Here is a 17664-nt window from a genome sequence, read left to right as displayed (position 1 = left end):
AATATTCAATCATTGATCATACTTGCTACGAAAAGTTGTAGCGATCTCTTGTGTAAAAAAGAAATGCACAGGAGTTATTAAAGGAGGATATTAAAGTGGCTGAAATTAAAGTCCCTGAGTTAGCAGAATCGATTACAGAAGGAACGATTGCCCAGTGGGTTAAAAAAGTTGGAGATCGCGTTGAAAAAGGCGAATTCATCGTTGAATTAGAAACAGATAAAGTAAATGCAGAAATCATCTCTGAAGAAGCAGGAGTTTTAACTCAAATTCTTGCTGAAGAAGGCGACACAGTACTTGTAGGTCAAGTGATCGCAGTAGTGGAAGCAGGAGAAGGCGCTGCACCAGCACCAGCAGCTGAACCAAAAGCAGAGGCTACACCAGCACCGGCTGCAGCACCAGCGCCAGCAGCAGCTCAAACAACAGCTGCACCTGTAGTTGAAGAAACTTCAAATGAACGCGTTGTAGCTTCTCCAGCTGCACGTAAATTAGCTCGTGAAAAAGGAATTGACTTAAGTGCAATTTCTCCAGTAGATCCACAAGGTCGCGTACGTGTACAAGATGTAGCAGCTCATGGTACTGCACCAGCAGCAGCTCCTGTAGCGGCTCCAGTGGTAACAAGCAATGGTCCAGTTATTTTTGCACCAGCTGCAGAAACTGACCGTGTTACAATCGAGAAAATGTCTCGTCGTCGTCAAACAATCGCAAAACGTTTACTTGAAGTTAAACAATCAACTGCGATGTTAACAACGTTCAACGAAATCGACATGACAAACATTATGGCTCTTCGTAAACGTAAACAAGAGCAATTTGTGAAAGATAACGACATCAAATTAGGTTTCATGTCATTCTTCACAAAAGCAGTAGTTGCAGCTCTTAAGAAATATCCTTATGTAAATGCTCAAATTTCAGGTGACGAAATTCACTTAAACAACTTCTTCGATATCGGTATTGCGGTATCAACTGAAGAAGGTTTAGTAGTACCAGTTGTACGTGATGCAAACAGCAAAAACTTCGCGGAAATCGAGAAAAACATTGCTGAACTTGCAGCAAAAGCTCGTGACAAAAAATTAGGCTTAAACGACATGGCGGGTGGATCATTTACAATCACTAACGGTGGTGTATTCGGTTCATTAATGTCAACACCAATCATGAACGGTACACAAGCTGGTATTTTAGGAATGCACTCAATCGTGAATCGTCCAGTTGCGGTAAACGGTGAAGTACAAATCCGTCCAATGATGTACGTGGCATTATCTTATGACCACCGTATTATCGATGGTAAAGATTCAGTTGGATTCTTAAAAACAGTTAAAGAACTAATCGAAAATCCAGAAGATCTACTTTTAAATTCTTAATAACACAAAACTCTAGCGGGTGAATATTCGCTAGAGTTTTTTTATGGTTTGAGAGTGAGGCTGAGTTATATTAGTCAAACTGGGGTAATTATTAGCCAGGTTGCGGGGGATATTAGCCAAACACAGCTAACTATTAGCCAAACTTGTGCAATTATTAGCCAAACTCGTCACAATACCTAAATGTCATAATTTTTTCTAGTATTTTTCTATTATCAGAAAAATGCACATTGACAGTCGAATGATAATATAGTAACATTTTAATAGAAATTTAATATTAAAACCTCACATTTCTAGTGGGGTAGAGGCGCGATCTTTATTAGTTTTTATGGAGTCAAGAGCAGACAATGAAATAAAAATGAGGAAATATCGCCGAAGTATGAATTAGGCTCACTACTTCATGCTGGGCCTGCAGTGAATAATTGCAGGACTGTCTCAGCTTGTACCCTACTTGCTGAGTTGTGCTATCTCAAGCGGGATTGTAAGAGGATTTAGGCTATTAAAGTATAAGCGACCTGAGTCTCATCTTAGGTCGCTTTTTGTATACTTTAATTCTTATAAAAAATAGAAGGAGAGAATTATTATGTCAAAAAAATTATTATTATTCATGACGACATTATTCGCAATAATGGTACTGGCTGCATGTGGTTCTTCTGAAGAAGAAGGTACATCTTCTTCAACAACTGACTCATCAGAATCAAAAGAAGTTTTTAAAGTAGGATTAGAAGCTGGATACCCTCCATTTAACTGGACGCAACAAGATGATTCAAATGGTGCAGTGAAAATTAGTGGATCAGAAGAGTATGCTGGCGGTTATGACGTGGAAATCGCAAAACGTGTAGCAGATGCTCTTGGCAAAGAATTAGTGATCGTAAAAACAGAGTGGGATGGTTTATTACCTGCATTACAATCGAATGTAATTGATGCAATTATTGCTGGTATGAGTCCAACTGCAAAACGTAAAGAGGCAATCGATTTTACTGAAAACTACTATACAAGTGAGTTTGTTATTGTAGTAAAAGCTGATGGGAAATATGCAAATGCTAAAACTTTAGAAGATTTTACTGGTGCTAAAATTACATCTCAATTGAACACTACGAACTATGATGTAATCGATCAAATTCCTGGTGTTCAAAAAGAAACAGCAATGGAAAGTTTCGCACATATGCGTGTAGCTTTAGAATCTGGCGTAATTGATGGATATGTTGCGGAAAGACCTGAAGCAATTTCTTCAACTTCTGCAAATTCAAACTTTGCATTTGTGGAATTAGAAAAAGGATTTGAAACAAAAGAAGAAGATGTATCCGTTGCAATTGGTCTACGTAAAGGTGACGAAAATATTGCTAAAATTAACGAAGCTTTAGCTGGTATTTCTGAAGAAGAAAGACAACAAATTATGGAAGCAGCAATTGCTAACCAACCGGCTGCTCAATAATAGCAAGTGGATTATCACTGGTCGCACTCGGCCAGTGATAACTTTTTTAAAGAACAAGAAAACGATAAATTTTGAGAGTTTGAACAGTGTCTAGCTACAGGCGCAAGCTCCTCAAGGGCTTTCGTGAGCGTATGCTGCTTATCAATTTAGGAGGATATTTATGAGTTTTGAAATAATACTTTCAATTCTACAAGAAAATTGGCCAAGTTATTTACGTGGCGCTTATATGACATTATTAATTGCGCTATTTAGTACAATTATTGGTGCTCTTATCGGATTATTCATCGGTGTTATGCATACGATCCCAATGCGTAAGAAATCAATTAAGTCTGTTATTCTTAAAATCTTCAACTTCCTATTGACTGTTTACGTAGAAATCTTCCGTGGCACACCAATGATTGTACAAGCAATGGTCGTATTCTATGGAGTTGCTTCTTACGGATACGAAATGGATCGATTTGTAGCAGCGGTAGTCGTTGTCGGGTTAAACACGGGAGCATATATGGCTGAATACGTACGTGGTGGTATTGTATCGATTGAAAAAGGTCAATACGAAGCAGCGGAAGCAATTGGTATGAGCCATTTCCAAACGATGATTCATGTTATTTTACCTCAAGTATTCCGTAACATCTTACCAGCGACAGGTAACCAATTAATTATGAATATTAAAGATTCTGCTGTATTAAGCGTAATTAGTGTAACAGAATTATTCTTTACAACGAAATCCATTGCTGGGGCGAACTTCCGCTTTGCCGAATCGTACGTAATTACATGTATTATGTATTTAATTATGACATTTATCGCATCACGAATTTTACGTATAATTGAGAAGAAGATGGATGGTCAAAATGCATACCAAGTAGAACAACGAAGAGAACAACAAATGCTATAATTCGCGTAAGGAGATAGAATGATGGAAAAAGTTATTGAAATCAAACATCTAAATAAATCATTTGGCAATCATGAAGTACTACGCGATGTAAACTTTACTGTAAATAAGGGTGAAGTAGTGTGCTTAATCGGTTCTTCTGGTTCAGGGAAATCGACGTTATTACGCTGTATTAATCTTCTTGAAGTGCCAAGTGGTGGAGAGATCATTTACAATGGCGAAAATATTTTAGACGATAAACACGATGTTAGAAAATACCGTACTCATTTAGGAATGGTTTTCCAACAGTTTAACTTATTTAACAACCATAATGTCTTGAAAAATTGTATGGTCGGACAACTGAAGGTACTAAAACGTTCGAAAGATGCAGCCAAAGCTAATGCTTTAAAATACTTAAAAACGGTTGGAATGGATCAGTACATAAATGCAAAACCAAAACAATTATCTGGGGGTCAAAAGCAACGTGTTGCCATTGCGAGAGCACTTGCGATGGATCCAGAAGTGATGTTATTTGATGAACCGACGTCTGCGCTTGATCCAGAAATGGTTGGGGAAGTGTTAAAGGTCATGCGTCAATTAGCCGATGAAGGAAACACGATGTTAATTGTTACCCATGAGATGGAGTTTGCAAAAGAAGTATCCGATCGTATTGTCTTTATGGATAAAGGGGTCATCGTGGAAGAAGGACCGCCTGAGCAAGTCCTTGTCAATCCAAAACATGAAAGAACAAAAGAGTTTTTAAAACGTACATTAAAATAATTAAAGGGCAAATTCCATATTATGTGGGATTTGCCTTTTTTTTAGGGATTTGGCCTTGTAGAAAATGTTTAATGAATTACTAATGAATATTCTTATTGGGAGTTGCTTTGTGAGCGGACTTAGCACACAAGCCGCAGAGCCACGTTGAAACGTGTCTTTCGACTTGTTATTGTGCTTAGTGTAAGGTCCGCTCACATAAGATAGAATCAACAAAACTTTCTAGATTTATTACGCGGCTTACAATGGTAGGCCGCGTCTTTAAAGTTGGAGTATGTTACTGTATCTTAAGGATTCAACATGTTAATAGAGCCTTTAATAACATACTCTAGCGTTTTTTAGCATTATTTTTACACTTTTTCCAACACATATTCGTCTATAGTTGTAGGGAAGGAGGTAAGGTATTGGAACGATTATATCGAGCACATAATAGAAGCATTTTTAAATACATATTTTATCTTGTTCAAAATGAAACGATTGCTGAAGATCTATTGCAGGATACGTTTTTAAAAGCGTATAAAAATTACGATCACTTTCGCAATGAAGCGAGCGAGCTGACCTGGCTTCGAAAAGTTGCGAGAAATGTAGTGTATGATTATTTGCGACGAAAGCGTATTATTCAATTCATCCCCTTTATACAATCGCATGAACAAATCGTACAGGATAGCGCAATAGCGTACATCGTGGAGAACGAAAATCGAAAAGAACTATTTTATGCATTATCGAAATTAAAAGTAAGCTACCGTGAAGTATTAGTGTTAAGGAAAATTGAGCAACTATCAATTGAAGAAACAGCCGAAGTGTTAGGATGGAGTACTGATAAAGTGAAAAATACGCAAAGGGCAGCCTTAAAAGCGTTAAGAGGTATATGGAAAGGGGTGGAGGAGGATGAATAACAAAAAGTCAATTTGGGATGAACTAAACGATTTACCACGCAATCCGAACAATGAAAAACAATCCTGGCAAAAAATTGAGAAGAAAATGAAAAAGCCTAAATCTGGAGTTAAAGTGTTATCTGGTTTTGTGACAGTTGCAATCGTGATGTTAGTGTTTGCGCTATTAAATTCAACACAATTTACTGAAAAACCGCTTCAAGGAACGGTTATTAATCCAACACTACAAGCAATCTTTTTTATCAATGACACTGAATACGATGAATTTAAAGCGAAAAACTCGAACTACTATACCTATATTCATAAAAATGATGATCAAGAGCAATTAGGGAAGCTCGAAACGTATTTAGAGAAAATGATAAAAGTGGATGTACCAAAGCCTTCTGCAATTTATCAAAATGGGATCTATTCCGATGTTATATTAAAGTATGATGATGGATCGGAAGGGAAGTATAAAATATTACAAAATAAAATAGGCTATCTCTACAATGTAGACGAGAAACAATGGTACTTTATTGAAACAAAAGATGACATGGAATTGGCAACGTTAGATCACATACTTTGGCAAGTATTAGATGACAATCAGATATCAAGCTGGGTTTCAATTGTTATTCTTGCTAATGCCATCATTTCTTTTGTTTTAGAGAGATATTTAAAAAGAAAATATGATTTGGAGAAAATCGTATATGGCGGGGAAAATAAGATTGCAAAGGCAATTATTTATGGATGCATAACGTTATATGGTGTATTCCTAATTTCGACAATTCTATTACAATTCATCATTCACTTATACTGGATACTGCTTGTCTTCATTGTTACAATCGCAATTAGTTTTTACATTGAAAAGAAATATGCACAAAATAATGCTGCGTTGTATTTATTAATTTGTTCATCGATCGGCATATTAATGATTACCATTCTATTTAGTATGAATATATAATAGTTCGCTCAGCTTCTTGAGTTCCATTCAGATATGATAATAAAGACAATTGCAAAAATGATTGCGATGACAAAAAACCACATTGGTACACCGCCAAAAGCCATAGTAAAAACCTCCTTTTTCGTTGAATCTATCTAAATGGTAGCATTATCGACAACTAAAACACAATAGATGAGAATAGGAGGGGTAAATTTTAGATTTAATTTCCACAAACAACCGAAATCGTATATAATATAGAAACATGAAAGAAAGTTAAAGCGAGGTAAATTGAATGCTAAATTTAAAATGGAAAGATGCTCCAACAATTCGTAAAGTAACATGTGTGAATACGAACGCTGAAAAATATTTAGTGTCAAACGTGTTAACAGTTGGAAAAGAATATGAAGTGAAAAATGAAACAGAAGAATTTATTTTTGTCATTGATAACACTGGCAATGTTGGCGGGTATTATAAAGATTATTTTGAGTGATTTTACTATTAAAAAGACGCATTCTCGTAATTCGAGAGATGCGTCTTTTGTCTTTATTTAAGCTGCTCTATATTTACATCGATGGCCGCTTGTTGTTCGTTGCTCTTTGCTTGTACACGTAATGTTTCTTCAATGGAGTGGAGTAATTTCATTTGTGTTTCTTTAAAATGATCGACGTCTTCGTGGGTAATCGTTTTGTAACGTTTTGCATCTTTTCCGGTTACGTCTAGCATCTTAGCATTTTTTTGAATCATTTTATCGGATGTTTCCATTAAGCGTTGGGTTGTCATGTTTGCTCGTCGCTGGTTGTTTATATTAATGAGCATCGAAATTTGTGATTGCCATAACGGAATCGTGGACATGACGGAACTTTGAATTTTTTCAACTAACATTTGATTCGTTTGTTGGATTAGCCTTATTTGTGGTGCGGTTTGGATCGCGATTTCACGAGATATTTGTAAATCATAAATTCGTTTATCAATCCATTCAATGGACGTTTTTAGGTCATTTAAACGCTGTTGATCCATCGGGTTTGACGACGTCGCCACAAGGGCTTCTAATTTAGGCAACTCATTTTTTAATAAATCATCCCGCTTCATTTCCCCAGCGGCTATGTAAATCGTTAAATTGTGAAAGTAGTCTTCATTTAAATGATATAAATCATTTAACATGTTCATATCATTTAACAAACCTTTTTGAGCATGCTGCAATTGAATACTTAAGCGGTCAATATGTTTGCTTAGTCGATTGTATTGCGAAACCACTTCTTGTATCGATGATTTTGTCTTTTTAAATAATTTACTAAAAAATCCTCGTTCATTTTCGATTAAATCATCAGGATTAATGGATTCGAGGTGTTCCATTAATTTATGAAGCACTTCACGAATTGGAGACGTATCGTTTCGTTGTACGCGCACTAGCATATTATGGGTAAAGTTTTTTAATGATTGTTGAACATCGCTTCCAAACTTTAGCACATTCTCGTAAACGGAAACATCCAGTTTACTTGCAACGAGAAGTGCGCGGGATTGGTCTTCTGTATTTAACGTATAAAACGTAGGGGAGGATGTGGTGTTTTGACTTAATTCCACATCAAAAAAAGAGCCCCCACTAGTTGGAAGCGCTTCAAGTGGATTGTTAGAGCTCTTTTTTTCTGTCATCGTTGGTCACCCCGAAAATCAATTTGTTGACGTTTCTTTTCATTTTCAAGTTTAACAAAATCGAGTTCAATTCGTAAGCTTTCTAAATCAGACTCTAATGCTGCTTTTAAATCTTGTTCCATTGTACCATGTAAGTCTTTTAATGTTTTTCGTGTATCTTCTAGGGCTAAATGAATTTCGGTATCTTTTACTTGTTGCTGACTTAACATTGTATATGTTTTTGTTAGCTCTACCGCAGACGGTAAATGGGAGTAAAAGAAATCTTCAACTGAGTAAAACTTATTTGGATTAGACTGGACGATATTAATAATGCGTTTCGAAAGTTTTGTCATTTCATTTAGTAATTTGAAAGAACGTAAAGAACGTACACGAACAAATTGTTGTGTTAAAGCATTTAAATGACCTTTCGCCGTTTTTAGTTGTGCTTCAATTTGTTTATATTCAGAGCGGGACATGCCGAACTCTTTACTTTTTCTTGATTTTTGAAACGCTTTAATCCCTTTATTACTTAAGTAGTATGAAGCAATTGTTAAAACGGGCACGAAAAACATGCCAAGATCCAAATTAACAATCGATACTACAAAAATTGAAGAGCTTATTAAAAAATTGAGCGCATGACGGGTAATAAAATTCATTGCTCCAAGCATACTCGTACCTCCTATTGTTCTATAATTGTAATACGTACATTAGCATGGAAAAGTTTCATATGTTTTATTTTAGTTTACAATAAAAGTGGAGTCGGTTAAACAATATCCGACTCCATCGTAACATATCCTTTTAATTCATCATATATCTCAACGGTAAATCCGTTTGAATCCGCCTGAGGACTGACGCCTTTTTCGACAAATTTTAAAAATTCATCGATGGAATTTGTTTTTCCTTCAACCTCAACTTCAATTTGTTTTTTTGCGTTTAATTTGCAGAAGCCTTTTAACCCGAGGACGATCGCTTTTTGCTTAATAAAAAAGCGATAGCCTGTCCCATCGACATCTCCGAAAAAAATAATATGTGCCCGTTTTGCCATGTAAATCTTGCTCCTTTTATTATGAAACTAGTTTTTTGCTTCGTTTGAAATGTTTTGAATTAAATCATTTAAATAATATAAAACTTGTTCGGAGGCAACTTCAATTTCCTTTAAGCAACTTTCTGCTTGTTCAATATTCCCATGTGTATATTGAGTAACCGCTTCTTTAGCAAAGTAGTGCACTTGTTCGTGATAATGATCTAATTCAATGTAAGATTTCTGTTGGCCAAAACGTTCACGCGTTTTTTCGGAATGATACCATTTACCTAAGCGGCACTCTTTATGAGATGATACGTCGCCTGGTTGGAGCTTCTCTAAACCTAAAAACATATTGTATACTTTCCATTTCCACAAAATATGATCTGCTTTTGATAGATGTAATAGGGACGTACTGGATAATGTGGACGTATTATTGTGAATGACATCATTACGGAAACGATTAATCTCTTGACCCAATAAATGAATATCTCGAGACGTATTAGAACTATATTGTCGAATATCCTCTTGCAAGTGAAGGATTTGATTCATGCGTTGTGAAATTTCATCAATTGCAGCTGCTTGTTGTTCGGTAATGGCTGCTGTATTGGAAATATCCTGATTAATATGTTCCACTGCTTCTACGATTTGTGAAAGTAACGGTAATGTTTCTTTTGCTTCCGTTGTGGCATGTTTAATAATATCATTTGTGTCTGTAATGGATTTGGCTACATCCGTAGAATAAGATTTTAAGGACCCGACGTTTTTAGATACTTGGCTTAATGCGGATACCGTATTTTCAGCTAATTTTCGAACCTCTTGGGCTACTACGGAAAATCCTTTTCCATGCTCTCCAGCACGAGCTGCTTCAATAGAGGCATTTAGTGCTAATAAATTTGTTTGATCAGCAATTTCATTAATGAGCGTCACGACATTTTCTATATCATCCACATGTCTTTTTAAATGATCGAATGAGTCGACTATTTCTGCAAAGGTATCGCCTGTTTTAAAGATTTCATTTAATGCATGCTCAATCGCCTGTTTACTATTCGTGGCATATTGAACGGATTCTGACGTTTTTTCAGATATGTAATTGGAAGAACGAGCAACATCTGCAATGGAAGCAGTTAATTCCTCTGTTGCCGAAGTGGACGTTTGGATTTCTAAAAACTGTTTATCTAAACTTACAATGAGATCTTTCATGTACATAATTTTTGCATTTACATCCATTAAAGACGAAATTTCACTTACAACATTTTCAATAACCTTTTCCGTCAAAACTTCGACTAATAATTGTTGATCAATATTCACTGCTGCGGATAAGGATTTCATATAGTCAAATGCCTTCATTGGTTTTAACCCAAAGTTATTTAGCACATGGGTAGTGATATAAAACGAAAATTGATTAAATACAACGATTAATTTCCCTAATTCATAATGATTGGCTCTGAACAAATTGAAAAATTGGATCGTGTCATTCACATATTGTTCATTACGCTCAGCTACAAAAAATCGATGTAAGTATGTATTAATTTGTTCATTCGGAATATGATTTTTCCCATCAGGTGAGATTTCCTCTAAATAATGAGTAAAAATTTCATCCATCTTCGTTGTGTTGCGTAATTTGTTATATAAATCTTGTAAATTTTGTTGGTCGGAAGTTGCAAAATGATTATATTCGAGTGTTTTTAAAAAACGCCCAGAAGCTTGGATGTCAGTACCTCTTTGGAATAATTGGTCTAAATTTGCTTTAGGTTTTAAAGATGAAAACATAATATCTCTCCTTATCCCACTTGTTAAGGTTATTTTATCACAGAGTAGTTTTAGAAAATAGACATTCCATCATGATTTAACTAAAATACAAAGTATTAGAAGGAAAGGGTTTGAAATATATGTATAAGTTAATATATATGAAAGCAGATTTTGAACCATGGTGGAAATTTGACGGTTGGGAATCAAATATTGTAACAACACATGTATATAATACTGAAGAACAGTTCAATATAGCATTAAACAATATGTTAGACGATTTTCGGAATAAATATGACCATGAGGAAAGTAGGGAAGGGAAGTATTATGCATTTTGGTCAAAGGATGAATGTGAGTATTGTGAAGCATGCGAAGATGATGCCCAAATTTTCCACGGAATAATTATCGAAAAATAGGTACACAATAAACTTAAGCCGATCAATTAACAGAAAGTAGAGAAAATTGTAAATAAAGTCTTAGAAACTGTTTGACAATTTGTAATATGATGGTATACTTATTTTAACAATAAAATTGCTTGACCGGGTACAAATTGATTCACATATTACAAAGAGTGATCGGTGTAAAGTCGGTACTCTTCGTAATATGTGAATTTTTATTTCGGTAAACAATCACATATTGTTAACATTTATTTTTTGGAGGTTTTCTTAAATGAAACAAGGTACAGTAAAATGGTTTAACTCAGAAAAAGGTTTTGGATTTATCGAAGTTGAAGGTGAAAACGACGTATTCGTACACTTCTCAGCTATCCAAGGTGAAGGTTTCAAAACTCTTGACGAAGGTCAAAAAGTGGAATTCGAAGTTGTAGATGGCAACCGCGGACCACAAGCTGCTAACGTTGTTAAACTTTAATTTTTAATTAAACTTACATTCGTTAATCGGAGGCATTCCAAGATGGGGATGTCTCTTTTATTTTGCCTACAAAGTTAACAAGGGATTGGCTCTAAACGGTAATTACGTGAACCAATCCCTACAACTAGTATCTCTTATTTTTCCTATTTAATACTCTCTAATGTGGAAGTAACAATAAATTCTTCGTTTTGATCCGTATTCATAATGGATTCGGTTTTAACATCCCCGTAACCCTCGGCAAAATACTTTCGATTTACATATCCATCACCAGTTTCTTCAATGACAAAAACGTTCTCAAAAGTTTTATATGGAGTTTCTAATGTGGTACCTACCTCAATGATTTTCCATTTGCCAAAAGTCGTCCCAACTTCAATAGGGCCAGCTAAAAATGTTTCAATGACTTCTGCATTTTCTAATTTAGACAGCTCTGGATAAACTACCTCATTAGGTATACCCTCAACAAGCTCATCGTATACTTTGTCAATTCGGTCTTTAAACACACGATATACCTTCATCGTGACAGCGCCGCCATTATCGATCATGGTTGCAACAAATTCATCGGAAAGCCATTTCGTTTTTTCTGTATAACTTGCAAATTCATTTCCTTCACCTAAAAAGGTCGCTGTTGTATTGTCTGGTTTGAAAAATTGTTTGAAATCTAACGGAGTCGTTTCGTCTCTAACTTGTTCATCAGTAGTTGTTGGTTCTTCTTTAACTTCTTCTAAAGGTGGGGAAGAGTCTACAGTTTGCTTTTCACTATTGTCACTGCAACCAATTAGAAGCAATAATCCAAAAATAATCAGTACGTTTTTCACAATGTCATCCTCCTTTTGATAATACTATAACGTATTATTTTTCGGATTGCATTTTATAAGATGGTTAATAAATAATATTATTATGTAAACTATAGGAGAATATAAAAAAGGTGCCACACTAATGTGACACCCTAAGTTGCTTATTTAATTCCTTGTGCGTCTTTCCATTCAAGGAACTCATCATATGTTAATTGCTTATCTAAAATTGAACCGTCTTCTTGGATTTCAATAATACGGTTGGCAATTGTTTGAATAAACTGATGGTCATGTGAAGTGAACAGCATTGCGCCTTTAAAGCGAATTAATCCTTCATTTAGTGCTTGGATCGATTCTAAGTCAAGGTGGTTCGTAGGTTCATCTAATAATAAGACGTTCGAATTCGATAACATCATTTTCGAAAGCATACAACGAACTTTTTCTCCTCCTGAAAGAACAGAAGGGGACTTTTTCACTTCTTCACCAGAGAATAACATACGGCCTAAGAAACCACGTAAGAATGACTCTGTTTCATCTTCAGGTGAATATTGACGTAACCATTCAACTAATGATTTTTCACTACCTGTAAAATATTTATCATGGTCATTTTCAAAATAGCTTTGAGATGTTGTTACACCCCATTTAAATGTTCCGCTATCAGCTTCACGTTGCTCCATTAAAATATCCATTAATGCAGTTTTTGCATTTGGGCTACCAAGTAAAGCGATTTTATCCTCTTTATTCATCATAAAGCGGATATCTTTAAATAACACTTCGCCTTCTTGAGAAGCTGATAAACCATCCACTGTTAATACGTCGTTCCCAATTTCACGCCCGATTTGGAAGTTAATGAAAGGATATTTACGGCTAGAAGGTTTAATGTCTTCAAGTTCGATTTTATCCAACATTTTTTTACGTGAAGTTGCTTGACTTGATTTCGAAGCGTTCGCAGAGAAACGTGCAACGAATGCTTGTAACTCTTTAATTTTCTCTTCTTTTTTCTTATTTTGATCTTGTGCCATTTTAAGTGCTAATTGGCTAGACTCATACCAGAAATCGTAGTTCCCCACATAAATTTGGATTTTAGAGAAGTCTAAATCCGCAATATGCGTACAAACTTTGTTTAAGAAGTGACGGTCATGGGATACAACGATCACTGTATTTTCAAAGTTAATTAAAAATTCTTCTAGCCATTTGATTGCTTTTAAATCTAAGTGGTTGGTAGGCTCATCCAGTAATAGAACATCTGGTTTCCCGAATAAAGCTTGAGCAAGTAATACTTTCACTTTATCTGAACCTTCTAAGTCTGCCATTTGCATGTAATGAAGCTCATCACCAATACCTAAACCGTTAAGTAAAGTTGCAGCTTCTGATTCTGCTTCCCACCCGTTTAAGTCTGCAAATTCGCCTTCTAATTCTGCAGCACGCATGCCGTCTTCATCAGAAAAATCTTCTTTTGCATAAATTGCGTCTTTTTCAGCTTTTACTTCCCAAAGACGTTTATTTCCCATTACAACCGTATCAAGTACATTAAATTCATCGTACTCAAAGTGATTTTGTTTCAGAACGGATAAACGTTCATCTTTCCCCATAGAAACGTGACCTTCTTGAGGGTCAATTTCACCAGAAAGGATTTTAAGGAATGTTGATTTACCTGCACCGTTTGCCCCAATTAGACCGTAACAGTTCCCAGGTGTGAATTTAATATTTACGTCTTCAAATAATTTGCGATCGCCATAACGAAGACCTACATTACTAACTTGAATCATGTAAGTTCCTCCTTCATTCAATTTTTCGATTGTTTTAAAAAGTCATTATTGCTTTCTCTTTTGTACACAATGTTTCAATTATAGCATGAGGTGACTATAAAAGCTATTAAACCATACTAAAATCCAATGATATAGCCTATAATCAGTAGTTTTCTATGTAGTTAAAATTGTCATAGAACAGTCCATCCTGAAATATTTTGAGTAAAGTCTATTTTTCTTAAAATATGAAGGTGGGAGGATGCAATGATTTTTCCAAAAGAAGTAGAAATTATTGAAGTTGGTCCACGTGACGGCTTACAAAATGAGTCTGTTTTTGTCCCTACAAAAATGAAAAAAGAACTCGTTCGAAAGTTATCAAAAATGGGGGTCCGTCGAATTGAAACCGCTTCCTTTGTTCATCCAAAAGCTGTACCCCAAATGGCCGATGCCGTAGAATTGGCAACCTTTAGTAATGAACTAGGGATTGATTATATTGCGTTAACGCCAAACATGAGAGCATTAGCGCGGGCAATTGATTGCAACGTACCGCAAATTGCTGTCTTTGTGGGTGCGACGGAAACCTTTAACCAACGGAACATTCGTTCATCGATTGCCGATTCATTAGGTGAATGTACATTGGTTTTTAAAAAAGCGAAAGCCTGTAACATGAAAATTCGTGCTTATGTGTCCATGGGTTTTAGTTGTCCCTATGAAGGAACGGTTGCTTATGAACAAGTAGCGCGAGTTGTCCGTCATTTTGTTAACATAGGTGCCGATGAAATTTCAATTGGTGATACGAATGGTAAGGCAAATCCGCGCATTGTGTATGAACGGTTTTCTAGAATGAAGCATGATTTTCCTGAGACACAATTCATTGCCCATTTTCACGATACAAATCAATTTGCCTATGCCAATGTTTTAGCAGCCCTCCAAGCTGGGATTACAAAATTTGATAGCTCGATCGCAGGGTTAGGGGGATGTCCATTTTCACCAGGTGCTACTGGGAATGTCTCAACAGAAGGGTTAGTGAAACTGTTTCATGAGATGAACATCGAGACCGGAATGGATGAAAAGGCAATGATGGATGCGGCTAACTTTGCGAAAGGTCTTTTACAACAACTAACAAGCTCGTAAAACTCTTAAACCTACTATTCTTTATAATGGTAGGTTTATATAATTTTATTATGTAAACTAAAGTGTTTGAACAGATTGACTATAATTCGTAGTATAATAAGGTGACAACAGTACATAGTGAGGTATCGTCTATTGCAACAAGCAGAGCAACTTTTAAAACAATATTTCGGATACAATACGTTTCGAATGGTTCAACAACAAGTGATTGACAATGTCCTAAATGAACAAGATACCCTTTGTGTTATGCCAACAGGGGGTGGGAAATCCTTATGTTATCAAATTCCAGCCCTCGCCTTAGAAGGTTTAACGATTGTCATCTCGCCACTTATTTCCCTTATGAAAGATCAAGTGGACATGCTACGATCCAATGGCATTCCAGCTGCATTTATTAATAGTTCTTTATCCTTTCAAGAAGTAGCCGAAGTCATGAGAAGTGTTCGGAATGGAGGCACAAAACTTCTCTATATAGCACCGGAACGATTGGAAAATGATATGTTCTGCCAGGACTTAATGGGGTTAAATGTTTCACTAATTGCTATTGATGAAGCCCATTGTATTTCTCAGTGGGGGCACGATTTTCGACCAAGCTATCGTTCAATTCATAAAATTTTTACGTTATGGTCAAAAAAGCCAACTGTCATTGCATTAACGGCAACGGCTACACCAAATGTAAGTGAAGATATTTGCCAGCTATTACAGATTGATCCTGATAATGTGTTTATTTCAGGGTTTTCGAGAGACAATTTAACGTTCAAAGTGTTAACCGGAGAAAATCGAGAGCGGTACGTGAAGAAATATATTGAAAATAATCGAAATGAAGCTGGAATTATTTATGCGGCTACAAGAAAATCCGTTGAATCCATCTATAGTATGCTTTATCAAAGTGGTATTGCCGTTGCGAAATATCACGGGGGCATGTATGAAGAAGAACGGAATCATGAGCAAAATCGATTTATTAACGATGAAGCCCAAGTGATGGTGGCTACCAATGCTTTTGGGATGGGAATAAATAAAACGAATGTACGCTTTGTGATGCACTATCAAATGCCGCGCAATATTGAAAGCTATTATCAAGAAGCAGGACGCGCGGGACGGGATGGTTTACCAAGTGAATGTATTTTGCTTTATAGTTCATCGGATGAACAAACGCAGCGCTTTTTAATCGATCAAGCCCAAGACCAAGCGAGAATTCCAATTGAACTACAAAAACTGCAACATATTATTGATTATTGCCATACCGAGAAATGTCTACAAAGTTATATTGTTGAGTACTTTGGTGATGAAGGTGTGACCGAATGTGGCAAATGTGCAAATTGCGCGGATGAACGACCAAAAATCGATGTGTCACAAGATGCGCAAAAAGTATTATCTTGTGTTGTGCGTATGGGTCAAAAATTCGGAAAAACGATTACGGCACAAGTACTAGCAGGTTCTCGGAATAAAAAGGTAGTAGATTTTCAGCATCTATCAACCTATGGCATTTTAAAACATATGAATGCGAAAGAAATTGCCCAGTTTATCGACTTTTTAATTGCGGAACAATTGCTCCTTGTAAAACCTGGTCAATACCCAACGATTTATGTATCTGAAGAGGGAAAAGGCGTCCTTTTAGCGGAACGAAAAGTGTTACGACGCGCGGTAGTGGAAGCGAGCGTGACGAAAAAAGACGATCCGTTATTTGAACAATTACGGAGCATTCGTAAGCACATTGCAGAACAAGAAGGCGTTCCACCATTTGTTGTCTTTTCAGATAAATCGTTACGGGACATGTGCGACAAAATGCCAATGAATGAAGAGGAGTTTTTAGAAGTTAGTGGGGTAGGGCAGAACAAGTTAGTGAAATATGGCGAATTCTTTATTGCTGCGATAAAAGAATACGTATAAAAACGAGCCGACAAACGTGTGTCGGCTCGTTTCCTATTTCCAATGACTTCGTATAAATTCATCACGTCCTGATTTTTCACGGTCTTCTTTATAGTAGTCAGGATCTTTTTTATAAAAATCTTGGTGGTACTCTTCTGCCTCGTAGAATGTTTTTGCTTCTAAAATAGGCGTAACGATGGGCTTTTTAAAGCGTCCACTTAAAGAGAGCTGTTCTTTTGATTGCTCGGCTAATACGCGTTGTTCCTCTGAATGAACGAAAATCGCTGTTTTATAAGACTCTCCACGGTCGTGGAATTGTCCACCATCATCCGTTGGGTCGATTTGCATCCAATAAATTTCTAGCAATTTATCATACGGGAATATGGATGGGTCAAATTCAATTTGGACAACTTCTAAATGCCCCGTATCTCCTTTTTTTACTTGTTCGTATGTAGGGTTTTCAATATGGCCACCCATATAGCCTGATGTTACTTTATGTATCCCATCCCATTCAACAAAGGGCTTGACCATACACCAAAAACATCCTCCTGCAAATGTCGCTTTTTCCACTTTTTTACGCCTCCCATGGTTAAAATAAAAAGTATTGTAACATGT

Annotated in this window: 18 protein-coding genes and 1 riboswitch; of the genes, 11 read left to right on the top strand and 7 right to left on the bottom strand. The window is 36.1% G+C overall.

Going from position 1 to position 17664, the window contains the following annotated elements; genetic code table 11:
- Nucleotides 1–95: 95 nt before the first annotated feature.
- The 7 genes from odhB (at nt 96) to EK386_RS07615 (ending at nt 6734) form a co-directional block, all read left to right on the top strand.
- Complete coding sequence (odhB, locus tag EK386_RS07645; RefSeq protein ID WP_126658565.1) at nt 96–1355, top strand: 2-oxoglutarate dehydrogenase complex dihydrolipoyllysine-residue succinyltransferase; 1260 nt, start codon at nt 96–98, stop codon at nt 1353–1355.
- Nucleotides 1356–1646: 291 nt separating this feature from the next.
- Nucleotides 1647–1827, top strand: a riboswitch (Lysine riboswitch).
- A gap of 108 nt (nt 1828–1935) precedes the next feature.
- Nucleotides 1936–2787 (top strand): transporter substrate-binding domain-containing protein, encoded by an 852-nt coding sequence (locus EK386_RS07640; RefSeq protein ID WP_126658563.1) that lies wholly within the window; start codon nt 1936–1938, stop codon nt 2785–2787.
- Nucleotides 2788–2947: 160 nt separating this feature from the next.
- Nucleotides 2948–3679, top strand: a complete 732-nt coding sequence (locus tag EK386_RS07635) for an amino acid ABC transporter permease (protein ID WP_126658561.1) — start codon at nt 2948–2950, stop codon at nt 3677–3679.
- Between the two features lie 21 nt (nt 3680–3700).
- Nucleotides 3701–4435: an amino acid ABC transporter ATP-binding protein gene (locus tag EK386_RS07630; protein ID WP_126658559.1), complete on the top strand. Its 735-nt coding sequence runs from the start codon at nt 3701–3703 to the stop codon at nt 4433–4435.
- Between the two features lie 401 nt (nt 4436–4836).
- Nucleotides 4837–5328, top strand: a complete 492-nt coding sequence (locus tag EK386_RS07625; RefSeq protein ID WP_158674390.1) for an RNA polymerase sigma factor — start codon at nt 4837–4839, stop codon at nt 5326–5328.
- Nucleotides 5321–6265, top strand: coding sequence for a hypothetical protein (locus EK386_RS07620; protein ID WP_126658555.1), 945 nt, complete (start codon nt 5321–5323; stop codon nt 6263–6265). Before EK386_RS07625 ends, EK386_RS07620 begins: the two co-directional genes overlap by 8 nt.
- A 271-nt stretch (nt 6266–6536) precedes the next feature.
- Nucleotides 6537–6734 (top strand): DUF6501 family protein, encoded by a 198-nt coding sequence (locus EK386_RS07615; RefSeq protein ID WP_126658553.1) that lies wholly within the window; start codon nt 6537–6539, stop codon nt 6732–6734.
- A gap of 53 nt (nt 6735–6787) precedes the next feature.
- Here the strand turns inward: EK386_RS07615 and EK386_RS07610 are convergent, their stop codons facing one another.
- The 4 genes from EK386_RS07610 to EK386_RS07595 form a co-directional block, all read right to left on the bottom strand.
- A complete protein-coding gene (locus EK386_RS07610) occupies nt 6788–7894 on the bottom strand; it encodes a toxic anion resistance protein (RefSeq protein ID WP_126658551.1) in 1107 nt (368 codons plus the stop codon).
- Nucleotides 7891–8541 carry a 5-bromo-4-chloroindolyl phosphate hydrolysis family protein gene (locus tag EK386_RS07605; protein WP_126658549.1) on the bottom strand — a complete coding sequence of 217 codons (651 nt, stop codon included), beginning with the start codon at nt 8539–8541 and terminating at the stop codon, nt 7891–7893. The genes EK386_RS07610 and EK386_RS07605 overlap by 4 nt, the downstream gene beginning before the upstream one ends.
- Before the next feature lie 95 nt (nt 8542–8636).
- Nucleotides 8637–8918, bottom strand: a complete 282-nt coding sequence (locus tag EK386_RS07600; RefSeq protein WP_126658547.1) for an acylphosphatase — start codon at nt 8916–8918, stop codon at nt 8637–8639.
- 27 nt (nt 8919–8945) lie between these two features.
- Complete coding sequence (locus EK386_RS07595; RefSeq protein WP_126658545.1) at nt 8946–10667, bottom strand: globin-coupled sensor protein; 1722 nt, start codon at nt 10665–10667, stop codon at nt 8946–8948.
- A 119-nt stretch (nt 10668–10786) separates the two neighbouring features.
- Between EK386_RS07595 and EK386_RS07590 the strand changes: the two genes are divergently transcribed.
- The gene (locus EK386_RS07590) at nt 10787–11059 is read left to right on the top strand and encodes a DUF1033 family protein (protein WP_126658544.1); all 273 of its coding nucleotides are present in this window, start codon (nt 10787–10789) and stop codon (nt 11057–11059) included.
- 253 nt (nt 11060–11312) lie between these two features.
- Nucleotides 11313–11513, top strand: coding sequence for a cold-shock protein (locus EK386_RS07585; RefSeq protein ID WP_036179813.1), 201 nt, complete (start codon nt 11313–11315; stop codon nt 11511–11513).
- Between the two features lie 143 nt (nt 11514–11656).
- Here EK386_RS07585 and EK386_RS07580 read toward each other — a convergent pair whose 3' ends face one another.
- Together EK386_RS07580 and EK386_RS07575 are read right to left on the bottom strand one after the other, a co-directional pair.
- Nucleotides 11657–12328, bottom strand: a complete 672-nt coding sequence (locus tag EK386_RS07580; protein ID WP_126658542.1) for a hypothetical protein — start codon at nt 12326–12328, stop codon at nt 11657–11659.
- A gap of 140 nt (nt 12329–12468) precedes the next feature.
- Nucleotides 12469–14073, bottom strand: coding sequence for an ABC-F family ATP-binding cassette domain-containing protein (locus EK386_RS07575; protein WP_126658540.1), 1605 nt, complete (start codon nt 14071–14073; stop codon nt 12469–12471).
- 243 nt (nt 14074–14316) lie between these two features.
- Here EK386_RS07575 and EK386_RS07570 point away from each other — a divergent pair, with 243 nt between their 5' ends.
- Both EK386_RS07570 and recQ read left to right on the top strand, forming a co-directional pair.
- Nucleotides 14317–15186, top strand: a complete 870-nt coding sequence (locus EK386_RS07570; RefSeq protein ID WP_126658538.1) for a hydroxymethylglutaryl-CoA lyase — start codon at nt 14317–14319, stop codon at nt 15184–15186.
- Nucleotides 15187–15318: 132 nt separating this feature from the next.
- Complete coding sequence (gene recQ / locus EK386_RS07565; RefSeq protein WP_126658656.1) at nt 15319–17070, top strand: DNA helicase RecQ; 1752 nt, start codon at nt 15319–15321, stop codon at nt 17068–17070.
- Between the two features lie 33 nt (nt 17071–17103).
- On the opposite strand, the gene msrA is transcribed toward recQ, so the two are convergent.
- Complete coding sequence (msrA, locus tag EK386_RS07560; RefSeq protein ID WP_126658536.1) at nt 17104–17619, bottom strand: peptide-methionine (S)-S-oxide reductase MsrA; 516 nt, start codon at nt 17617–17619, stop codon at nt 17104–17106.
- Between the last annotated feature and the right edge of the window lie 45 nt (nt 17620–17664).

The organism is Lysinibacillus antri (assembly GCF_003977595.1).
GTDB lineage: Bacteria > Bacillota > Bacilli > Bacillales_A > Planococcaceae > Ureibacillus > Ureibacillus antri.
The sequence above is the reverse complement of the archived record's forward strand: the minus strand, read 5'-3'. Positions and strand labels throughout refer to the sequence as shown.